This window comes from Prevotella sp. HMSC077E09 (assembly GCF_001814685.1).
GTDB classification, from domain to species: Bacteria; Bacteroidota; Bacteroidia; order Bacteroidales; family Bacteroidaceae; genus Prevotella; species Prevotella oris.
Map to the genome: position 1 here is coordinate 26,101 of NZ_KV817578.1, position 10,484 is coordinate 36,584.

The 10,484-nt window shown below is 40.0% G+C and carries 9 protein-coding genes; all 9 read right to left on the reverse strand.

The features are described 5' to 3' along the window. Positions 1–85 precede the first annotated feature (85 nt). On the reverse strand, positions 86–976 hold the full coding sequence (locus tag HMPREF2983_RS09745) for a toprim domain-containing protein (protein WP_070667954.1): 891 nt from the start codon (positions 974–976) through the stop codon (positions 86–88). 218 nt (positions 977–1,194) lie between these two features. Beyond that, positions 1,195–2,409 carry a virulence-associated E family protein gene (locus tag HMPREF2983_RS09750; RefSeq protein ID WP_070667956.1) on the reverse strand — a complete coding sequence of 405 codons (1,215 nt, stop codon included), beginning with the start codon at positions 2,407–2,409 and terminating at the stop codon, positions 1,195–1,197. Between the two features lie 11 nt (positions 2,410–2,420). Continuing rightward, a complete protein-coding gene (locus tag HMPREF2983_RS09755) occupies positions 2,421–2,777 on the reverse strand; it encodes a helix-turn-helix domain-containing protein (RefSeq protein WP_070667958.1) in 357 nt (118 codons plus the stop codon). 99 nt (positions 2,778–2,876) lie between these two features. Continuing rightward, positions 2,877–3,623, reverse strand: a complete 747-nt coding sequence (locus HMPREF2983_RS09760) for a mobilization protein (RefSeq protein WP_070667960.1) — start codon at positions 3,621–3,623, stop codon at positions 2,877–2,879. Positions 3,624–3,637: 14 nt separating this feature from the next. Next, positions 3,638–4,894, reverse strand: coding sequence for a site-specific integrase (locus HMPREF2983_RS09765; RefSeq protein ID WP_070667962.1), 1,257 nt, complete (start codon positions 4,892–4,894; stop codon positions 3,638–3,640). Between the two features lie 13 nt (positions 4,895–4,907). After that, the gene (locus HMPREF2983_RS09770; protein ID WP_070667964.1) at positions 4,908–5,465 is read right to left on the reverse strand and encodes a helix-turn-helix domain-containing protein; all 558 of its coding nucleotides are present in this window, start codon (positions 5,463–5,465) and stop codon (positions 4,908–4,910) included. Positions 5,466–5,672: 207 nt separating this feature from the next. After that, complete coding sequence (gene dnaK / locus HMPREF2983_RS09775) at positions 5,673–7,586, reverse strand: molecular chaperone DnaK (RefSeq protein WP_070667970.1); 1,914 nt, start codon at positions 7,584–7,586, stop codon at positions 5,673–5,675. Between the two features lie 741 nt (positions 7,587–8,327). Further along, positions 8,328–9,014 carry an FxLYD domain-containing protein gene (locus tag HMPREF2983_RS09780; RefSeq protein ID WP_070667966.1) on the reverse strand — a complete coding sequence of 229 codons (687 nt, stop codon included), beginning with the start codon at positions 9,012–9,014 and terminating at the stop codon, positions 8,328–8,330. Between the two features lie 23 nt (positions 9,015–9,037). Further along, complete coding sequence (locus HMPREF2983_RS09785; protein ID WP_070667968.1) at positions 9,038–10,438, reverse strand: MATE family efflux transporter; 1,401 nt, start codon at positions 10,436–10,438, stop codon at positions 9,038–9,040. Positions 10,439–10,484: the final 46 nt, after the last annotated feature.

Below are 10,484 nucleotides of genomic sequence, written 5' to 3' on the forward strand. Positions count from 1 at the left end.
TCAGGAGGTGGAGCAAGTGGTTTTGGTATGCCCAGAACATAAACTTGCTCCCCGAAAAACAGATTATGCAAAGCAAATCCTACAATCATAGCTTAATTCCTTTGATTTTCTTATTTTCTGCTTTCTCTGAATGCTTGAATTCAGCACATAAATACTCATTTAGGTCTTTATAATTTTGGAAGACGGAAGAGCAGCCTTGAACAGCGAAACCGTCTCTTTTAAGTTGTTCTAAAGTTCGCTTTCCTCCTTCATCATTATCTAAATATGAATAGACGAGCTTGTGCTTTGAAAGAAAAAATCTTGACTTTTTGATATTATTAATCGAGTTAAGTATCAGTGCAGCTTTCTTCTCTTCATCTGGACTCATCGTAAGCAGACTGAGATAATCCATAAAACCTTCAAACAAATTGATTTGTTCTGAAGGATTGGGAACATACGAGATATCGGAAGGAGGCAAACACCCTTTGAAATATGGATTGCGCAACGCATACCCATAAGAATTGTTTGGAAAGCCTATTGCGTAAAAACTCCTATCACCAATTCTATAATGGATCTCCTTACAATATTTTTTCACAATGTTCAGATTGATTCCTCTATGTGTAAGATATTCTATGAGATTTGGATGACACAAGTTGGTAGAGCCAATAACCTCTATACGTGATTGGTTTGGAGAAATTGTTTTGCTATTAGCTATAGAGAATTTTGGTAGGTTATTTTGTTTGCCATTAAACAACTCTATAGCTTGTACTAAACTGCAATTATGTAATTTCATAACTAAATCTATAAGACTCCCACCTTCATCAAGTGCAAAGTCATACCATAGATTTTGGTTATAATCAACTTTGAAACTTGGAGTATGTTCATTTCGAAATGGACTTTTATACATTCCGTAATAGCTATAATTCTTTGTTGGGTATATAGACATACTACCTAAGTAATCTTTAATTGATATTGCTTTAATTTCATCTAATGTCATACTTGTAACTTTTAAGTTTAGTACTTACTACAATGTGATATTCTTGTAAGTCATTGACAATGAAAGAAAAACATGTAGTACTAACTATCTTTGTAGTAATTATTGCACATGTATATGGTAGGTTGGTAGTAATGAAGTAGTAATACCTTATATCATTATTTACTACGGTCTAACCTTTTTTCTTTCAATGCCTTATCCTTCTTTGTAGTAAAGTAGTATTAATAATTAGTATTGTAACTTTGAATAAAGGGATTTGGAACAATCTTGCGTATATGGTAAACATACATAGGATTGCCACCTATCCTTTTGGATTTCCGCAAGAAACCAGCCTTTTTCAAGGCTTCTCCCATTCTCCTTTCACTTAGGTTAAGCGTTGTATATCCACGCAAATAGTTTAGGATTTCAGAAGTAGTCATATAACTTTCTTCGGTAACAGCTGGTTTTTCCATACCTTTAAGAAGCATTTCATACTCAACAGTCTGCACTTGGAAGCCTTCACTTTCTTGATGTAGTTCAGCTATTTCCTCTTCATTGAACCAATAATGATAGTCAACTCTCCACAATTCAACTGCTTCGGAGTACACCTTATTGATATCAATCTCTTTAGCTGCGTCAATATCAATATGTTCAACTTCAAAAGGTAGAAAGCGACGACTTCCTGTCGGATCTGTTAGAAAATCATTACCATTAACTGATGCCATAAAGCTTGCTAAGTGGGGATACTCTTCGATGTAAGTGTCGTATGGTCTACGATATTTTACTCTTGGTGTTGTTATCAGATTCTTCAATTCATTCTCATCCCTTTTATTGAGTGCTTTTAGCTGGTCGTCAATATTGATAAAAAGGTATTCCGCAATCAGTGTTTGTACATCTTTTCCTTGTGGGTCAATCTTTCCTGTGAAAAGATAACTCTTCAGTTCTTCTGGGCAGAGTAAATCAAGGAAAGTTGTCTTGAATTTTCCTTGTTCACCTGTAAGAACTAAACATGTATGATTACGACACTGTAAATCATCCATAGCATTGGCTACGACAGCAACAAGCCATTTTACAAAATAATGCTGCCATTTATCAGGATTTCTCACCACTACACAATTTGCCAACCTTATGATTTCAGATTCATCTTCACCTTTAGGCTTTGGAAGATTCAACAAATACTCACGAATCGGGTTAACTTTATTGCAAAAGTCGCTCTCCAATATTGCTCGAATATTATCAGCTGGAGTATATATTCCCAAAGTCCCATCCACCAGCCGACGCATAGAATTAATATCATATTTAGTAAGCGGACGGAATGAAGTATTAGAATCTTGTTCTCGAAACTCTGTTCTACTTTTAACTGTATTAAAACGAAAAGCATAATGTTCTTTCAAGAATTGCTCTATGCGTTCATTCTTAGATTGCTTGGCTCGCCCTTCAGTTCTTTCCTTTTCCATAATGCATATAGTTATAAACGGGAAGAATCAGAATGTTTCTCAGAGATAAAAGTTTTTGCCTCCTCGTTGATTTCGGCAACAGTCTTTTTCTTTCCTCCTTCAATCCATGCCAATAACTCATCTTCAAAAAAATAGAGATGCTTACCATTCTTATAACACGGTAGTAAACGTTTTCGTACTAAGGTGTAAACTGTGGGCTTGGCTTTCCCTATAAGTTTACACGCATCGTCTATTCCTATAGGAATACGTTTGGGAGGGGTAACAGGTGTTTGTCCTTTACATACTAAATTCTTGATTTCAGCAACTTCGCTGACTAAGTGAGCAACTGCCTTTGGCAAGTTCTCAAAAGTGATTTCATTTTGTACCATAATACTTGTTATTGATTTTTACGGTGCAAATGAAAAAAGTGTTTCCTCTGTGTCCTAAGACACTGAAGAAACACTATAAAAACACAATAGGTTTGTGTGTTATTCTGTTATTTGGTGGTCTGAAAGGCTTTGTACAATAGGTATAGTGCCTTTCTTCTCATCATCACGGAGGTGACTTTTTATGCTCCCAACTTCTACATCTTTGAATGTGGTGGCAAAAACCTGCTTAAGGAACTGTGAAATTTCATCTTGCTTGCCAACTCTAAAATGGTTCCATATATTCCAACCAAAATGAAACAGGTCTAAAGCAACTAGACCTTTGATATTAATTGGTTCAACGTGTAATAAGGGAAGCTTAGCGGAATACAATTCTATATATTCACAAAGCTTGAGCAAATCTTTATCTGAAACATAAGGTGCGAATTGCTGTTGAGTATATTTAATGGCTATCGTACGTTTATCCTGTTCCTTTTGGTCCATTATCTTTTGTTGCTGTTGCCGAATTGAGTCAAAGTCCATTGATTGTTGCTGTTCTGCGGCAGATGGACTATTAACACCGTCTACTACTTGTTCTGCTTCAGCGTCGGATGTTTTATCATTTGTTTTATCTTTTTGTTTCTTTGGAAAGAAAAACTTGACTAATGCCGTAAATAGTCCCTCGACCAAAATAGACAATATAGAATAAATGATGATGCCTATGGCAACAACACTCCAAAAGACTATTTGTGCAGTAAATTCATCAACCCCTAAACGTAAGGCAATCACTCTTGCAAACAACGCAATGATGACACAAACAACAATAACGGACAGATATACTACGATATGTTCAAAATATTTGGTATTCATATTATATTGTCGAATTAAGTTTTATCATTTTCAATATCTATTTGAATAGCATTGGCTGCTTTATTTTTCTTTTCATCGACAACCTTTGCATATACTTGAGTTGTTTTGACATTTGTATGCCCAAGCATCTTGCTTACAGTATAGATGTCTGTTCCGTTTGCAAGTTGAAGGGTAGCAAATGTGTGCCTAAAACAATGAAAGCTGAGGTGTTTCTGAATACCAGCTTTCTCAATCCATGCCCTTAATGGGCGAGAAATCCAAGAAGGATTTGGTAATCCTTCAAAAACAAGTTGTTCTGGTTGTCTTGGTTCTCCACAAAGTTTAAAAGCCTGCTCTGAAATAGGCATATACTCTACCCCTTTTGTCTTTTTCTGAGTAAAGAGAAGCTTAGCTTGGTTACCTTCTATGGCAATTTCTTTCCATTTTAGCTTTTGAATATCGCAATGTCTTAATCCTGTCAGAGCTGAAAATAGTGCTGCACGTTTAAGTACATCACGTTCACAAGGGGTATTAGCTAACTTGTTAAGTTCATCAAGGGTTAAGTATTCCCTTCGGGATTCTTGTTCCTGTATGCCTTTGATTTTTGCAGATAAATCTATGGTCAAATATCCGTCTATGAATGCTTGTTTGAGTGCAGCCTTAAAAATAGAAAAATATGTGGAAGCTGTGTTTCGTGATATTGTCCCTTTTTTACTTCCACCACAAGGAGCAGATAACAAGAAAAACTTGAAATCTTCTGCCAATCTATTATCTATCTGTGAAAAGAGTAGCGTGTCTCCAGCAAACATTTTCAATAAAGCATGTACTCGCTCCCAGTTTGTTTGAATTGAAAGGGAACTATTACGGTGTCGCTTGTCTGCCACTTTATCAAAGTACTTGATGAAATTTTGTTGCAATCGTTCTTTCTGTTCTGCTTGTTCTGTTTCTGTGTCACTATACAGGCTTGCATTATCATATTCACGCTGCCGTAGTTTTCTAACACTATCTGCATAAATACAGGCCTCTTGGTCTATCTCACTTTTGCACAAGATAATTCCGTTCAAATCTCGTTTAGGTTTGAAGGTTTGGGTTGCTTCGGTTGTACGAGCAGTTCTGCTTTTATCCCAAATAGGAGTAGTGATTGTTCTGTTTAGATACTCACGCACTCTTTGTGGAGAATCTTTTCCAGCTACTCTCACAGGATAGCTTTCTATATACAGGTACCATTCTTTTCGATAGGCACTCTTTCGCAATCGTACTGTTGCCTTTGTGTTATCAAGTTCCTTTCTCATTGTATGTCGCAGGTTAGTGTTTATACAAATTGTCTATCTCTGATTTTGGCGCATAGACGTAATTACCAATCTGCCTTGTTGGAATAGAATATTTACGAATATGCAGATATATGGTACTATCATGGATACCAAACTTCTTAGCTATTTCTCCAATCGTATAACAATCTTCAGGCTCAAGCCGATAAGTCTTTACTTCTGATTGTTTTTCTTTTCTTCTTTCATCGTAAGGACGTAGATTAAAACGTTCTTGTAAATCAGCTTTGCAAATACGTATCATCCTTAGTCCGAGGTTATAATAACGAACTTGCTTATTCCTGATTAAGCGATAAAGGGAGTCGCGACCAATATCAAACAACGCTGTTGCATCAGCTATTGAGAGATAAGGTTGATTCTTCGGAACTCTCGCAGCCTTTTCTCTTTTCAATGCATCCAACTGTTCTTCCTTTTTCCTTTGCTTATATGCTGCTTGAGAACAGTTCTTAGAGCAGTATCTGGAGGTTAGCGTCTTTGCAATAAAAGATTTACCGCAAATTTCGCATTTCCGCTCTATTTGAAATTTTGCACTCGCCATACTATTTGTATCTATTTGATTATCAATTTATCTTTTAAATTAAGTCGCACTTTATCTCCTATTAAGTCGCGGCACAAATATGGTACAAATATAAGCACAAAAACGATTAAGAACAATAGAATTTAATTATTATTAAGAAATAAAAATCCCAGCAACTTATTATGTTACTGGGATTTACTTATTTTTAATTAGCGTTTGTTAGCACTTTTACTTCACTTCCTCGAAGTCTGCATCTTGGATGTCATCAGCGGAGTTGCTGCCGTTATCCTGTGCTTGTTGGCCACCTTGAGCGCCTTGTGCATCAGTACCGGGCTGTGCTCCACCTTGATACATCTGTGCGCTGGCAGCTTGAACAGCTGCATTGAGGGCTGTGGTTGCAGTGTCGATGGCTGCAACATCGGCTGCCTTGTGTGCATCCTTAAGCTGCTGGAGTGCAGTGTCAATAGGTGCTTTCTTGTCGGCAGGGATTTTATCTGCGTTGTCTTTCAAGAAGTTTTCGGTGGTGAAAATCATTGAGTCAGCTTGGTTCAGCTTATCAATCTTTTCGCGTTCAGCCTTGTCTGCTGCTGCATTCTGTTCTGCCTCAGCTTTCATTCTGTCGATTTCTTCCTGACTCAAACCACTTGAAGCTTCGATGCGAATCTTCTGTTCCTTACCGGTAGCCTTATCCTTTGCGCTTACATTCAAGATACCGTTGGCATCAATATCGAAAGTAACTTCAATCTGTGGAACACCACGGCGTGCCGGAGCTATACCCTCAAGGTTGAACTGACCAATGCTCTTGTTCTGTGCAGCCATTGGGCGTTCACCTTGCAGTACGTGGATAGTAACAGCTGTCTGATTGTCAACAGCAGTAGAGAATGTTTCACTCTTCTTGCAAGGAATAGTTGTATTGGCTTCAATCAACTTTGTCATGACGCCGCCCATAGTCTCAATACCGAGGGTCAACGGAGTGACATCAAGCAGTACAATGTCGCCAACACCACTCTCTTTATTAAGGATTGCACCTTGAATGGCAGCGCCAACAGCTACTACTTCATCTGGATTTACACCCTTAGAAGGTTCTTTACCAAAGTAGTTCTTCACCAATGTCTGCACTGCAGGAATACGGCTTGAACCACCAACAAGGATTACTTCGTCGATATCTGAAGTCTGCAAGTTAGCATCGCGAACGGCATTCTGGCAAGGAACCAAACATGCTTGGATGAGATCATGTGCCAACTGTTCAAACTGTGCACGGGTCAAAGTCTTAACCAAATGCTTTGGAACACCGCCCTCTGCAGAGATATATGGCAAGTTGATTTCTGTTGAAGTAGAACTTGACAATTCAATCTTGGCCTTTTCTGCAGCCTCTTTCAAACGCTGCATAGCCATTGGATCCTTTGTCAAATCAATACCTTCGTCGGCTTTGAAACCGTCAGCCAACCATTTGATGATTACCTGGTCGAAGTCATCACCGCCAAGATGTGTATCACCATTTGTTGAGAGAACTTCGAACACTCCACCGCCAAACTCAAGAATAGAGATGTCAAATGTACCGCCACCAAGGTCGAATACGGCAATCTTCATGTCCTTATTAGCCTTGTCAACACCATAAGCCAAAGCTGCAGCTGTAGGCTCATTGACAATACGCTGAACTTTCAGTCCGGCGATTTCTCCTGCCTCTTTGGTTGCCTGACGCTGTGAATCAGAGAAGTATGCAGGCACGGTTATGACAGCATCTGTCACTTCCTGACCAAGATAGTCTTCTGCAGTTTTCTTCATCTTTTGAAGCACCATGGCAGAGATTTCCTGTGGTGTATATTTGCGACCTTCAATTTCTACGCGTGGATAACCACCCTCGTTAACAACCTTATAGGGCATAGCTTCTGCCTCTTTACGGCTCTGTTCATAGGTTTCACCCATGAAACGCTTGATTGAATAAACTGTGTTTTGTGGGTTTGTGATAGCCTGACGCTTAGCAGGGTCACCCACTTTACGCTCGCCATCTTTTACAAAACCAATCACAGAAGGCGTTGTACGCTTACCTTCACTGTTTGCAATCACAACAGGTTCGTTGCCTTCAAATACGGCAACACAACTGTTTGTAGTTCCTAAATCGATTCCAATAATCTTTCCCATAATCGTATATATTTTATTTTTTGTTTTCTGTTTGTCGTTTATCCGGAGCTTTTCCGAAGACATTCTGTAAATAACAAACCACGTGCCAAGGCTGACACGCGGTGAGAATGTGACACATGTGAGTGACAATGTGGCATATAGCTGTTTGTTTTATACGATAAGATGACTTTACAGAAAGGCTGTGCCAGGACGTCATCTGTGTACTGATTGATGCTGCCATCGGCTTTCATCATGCCCCATAAAGCCTGTAAGCAGAAAATAGGTTAAATCTTTTCAAGGAACTTTACAAATGCTCTTGTATAATTTAAGAATTCAAAACAGAAGTCTTTCTCATTCAAAATACGCGCTGTTTTTGAAGGCGTTGTAATGTAATGTCAGTCAGATTGTTACGGATATTGATGCAAAATCCGGCATCATATCACATTGAAAAACGCTGCAATTTGCGTCAACTTACCTTGTAATCTGCTTCATATTGCAGTGTATTCTGACGCAGAAAACAGCGTGTTTTGCATCAAATGACAGCACCTCATGACTTGAATTGCAGGCTGAATGCATTGATTTTATGAAATTATTTCATTTTCTCTGCATTTCCATTTCTATTTGGTGCAGTCATAAAGTGTTAAAAACGAGCAGTAAACTTTACAAAAAGAGTCGGGGTTCAATGGGCATAATCCATAGGATTGACACCGTGGTCATGCCATGTTTAGGAAGCTTTCACGGGCAAATACCACAGAAAGCAGCTTATCTTCTGTGGTTGATATCTTCGCCTGGGGTGTAGGCTTTGCCTATAATCAACAGGATTATCGCTATGAGGAATGGGCTTGCGAACATGCTTAGGACTATCCAAACGATTGGATTTCGATTGCGTTGCTTGGCCATAATAGCTACAATGATGTAGAAAGCAAGCTCTATTCCCACTAAAACGACAAACAACATAAGCCATGCAATAGGGCCTAATCGCTTAAAAAGACTTTCATCTGAGTGGTAAACTGCAGATGTCGTGTCATTGTTTTGCAGGCTCTTTCCCCCTGCTGCCAATCTGCCTTGCTCGTTATAGTCCGTCAGGTCAAACCTTATGATGAAGATATTTGCAGAGTCTTTCTTTGCTACAGACTTATAATAGGAATAGTGTTCGTCAGCATTGAAGGCTGGGATATCGACCGTCTTTGTCTCTCCCGGCGAAATATATATATCTTTATTGAAGTTCTCCGTACCTATGGTTCGGCCTTGCATGTCTATGTAGGTGATTTGGAAGGAGAGGTCTTCAATGGGTTTATTGGTGTTGTTTCTCAGTGAAAGTCTGCCCGTGTCGTCATTCCATGCCTGCTCATAATCGAGCATGATAACGGCATCTGCACTGTCTTTGCCTAATGCAAACGATGTTACTGATAGCAGTAATCCAACGAAAATCAATAGTGTTTTCTTCATAAGAGCATTCCTTTTATATGGTTTTATCTAACTTCTGCCACAGCTTTCTCTTGTATTCCTTTCAACCAATTGCCACGGAAAAGGCGGTAAAGAAACATACTTCCACGGAAAGTCAGTTCTATTGCCATGGCTGTCCAGACGCCTTTCAGTCCATAATCTCGGGCAAGCCAGGCTGCAAGTGTAAGTCGGACACACCACATGGAAACAAGGTTTATAATGGCCGGACGCAGTGTGTCGCCAGCTCCTACACATATGCTGTAGACCACGATTGACGCAGCAAAGAACGGTTCGGCAAAGGCTTCGATGCGCAAAACAGTAGTGCCAAGGCTGCGGATAGCTTCTACCGGACTCAGAAGACCAATCATTTCGGGTGCAAATATATACATCACTAAGCCCATGAAGGCCATGACAATCATGCCCAAGGCTACAGTCATACGGGCAAAACTCTTGCAAAGTTCCTTTCTTCCTGCACCATATGTCTGGCCAACGAGCGTCGTCGCAGCATCTCCGATACCGTATCCCGGCATATAACATAGGCTCTCTGCCGTGATTGCAAAAGAGTTGGAAGCAATGGCAATGTTGCCTAATGGGGCCACAATCAGCGTGCTCACAATCTGTGCTCCGCTCATCAATACAGACTGAACAGCCATGGGGAGGCTGATTCGGATGGCTTTCGTTACATAGTTCCAAACCCAGTGAAACGGAACCGTATCAAGCTTCAGAGCCAGTATTTTGTTGCGGCATGTCGCTAACCATACTGTCGGAAGCGAGGTGCAGATATAGGCCATTGAGGTACCGATTGCTGCACCAACCACGCCCATATGGAGCAGATAGATAAAAACATAGTTGAAAATGACGTCCAATATGCACAACAAAACACTCATCACACTGGGTAACTGCATGTTGCCGGAACACTTGATCATTGCATTCGAAAGATGAAACAATAAAATGAAAGGCATCGTCATTGAAAAGACTAAGAAGTAGCGGGAAGAGTCGCCAGCAATGTCTGATCCGCCCCCCAACCATAGTGGAAGTGGATTGTGAATTGCTATGCCTATGACGGCGATAAGCATACTGAACAGGAGACCACAGATGAGTGCATGGCGGAAGACCTGACGTGCACGGAAGAAGTCGTTGGCACCGATAAAGTGGGCCACTTGAACCGAAAAGCCGGTTGAAGCCGCTGTCATCACGCTACCCATCAGCCACGTTGTAGACTCTACAAGACCTATACTTGCCGAGGCTTCTGCACCTAAATGGCCTACCATACCGGCATCAATGAAGAACATCATGACGGTGGTTATCTGTGCTAATATCGACGGAATGCTCATATTTACAATCAATCTGAGCTTCTCTCGCTGTGACATGGGCTGCCCATTGCGGATATTTGCCAACAGGACTTCACTTCTCTTGTTACCTAACATACCTTTTAACGTTGTGCAGTTTAAATTAGTAAATGCGACAGTCTCC

Excerpts from the sequence above, each read along its gene's own strand:
- HMPREF2983_RS09750 (WP_070667956.1), bottom strand. The coding sequence starts at position 2,409 with ATGGAAAAGGAAAGAACTGAAGGGCGAGCCAAGCAATCTAAGAATGAA.
- HMPREF2983_RS09745 (WP_070667954.1), bottom strand. The coding sequence starts at position 976 with ATGACATTAGATGAAATTAAAGCAATATCAATTAAAGATTACTTAGGT.
- HMPREF2983_RS09760 (WP_070667960.1), bottom strand. The coding sequence starts at position 3,623 with ATGAATACCAAATATTTTGAACATATCGTAGTATATCTGTCCGTTATT.
- HMPREF2983_RS09765 (WP_070667962.1), bottom strand. The coding sequence starts at position 4,894 with ATGAGAAAGGAACTTGATAACACAAAGGCAACAGTACGATTGCGAAAG.
- HMPREF2983_RS09755 (WP_070667958.1), bottom strand. The coding sequence starts at position 2,777 with ATGGTACAAAATGAAATCACTTTTGAGAACTTGCCAAAGGCAGTTGCT.
- dnaK (WP_070667970.1), bottom strand. The coding sequence starts at position 7,586 with ATGGGAAAGATTATTGGAATCGATTTAGGAACTACAAACAGTTGTGTT.
- HMPREF2983_RS09785 (WP_070667968.1), bottom strand. The coding sequence starts at position 10,438 with ATGTTAGGTAACAAGAGAAGTGAAGTCCTGTTGGCAAATATCCGCAAT.
- HMPREF2983_RS09780 (WP_070667966.1), bottom strand. The coding sequence starts at position 9,014 with ATGAAGAAAACACTATTGATTTTCGTTGGATTACTGCTATCAGTAACA.
- HMPREF2983_RS09770 (WP_070667964.1), bottom strand. The coding sequence starts at position 5,465 with ATGGCGAGTGCAAAATTTCAAATAGAGCGGAAATGCGAAATTTGCGGT.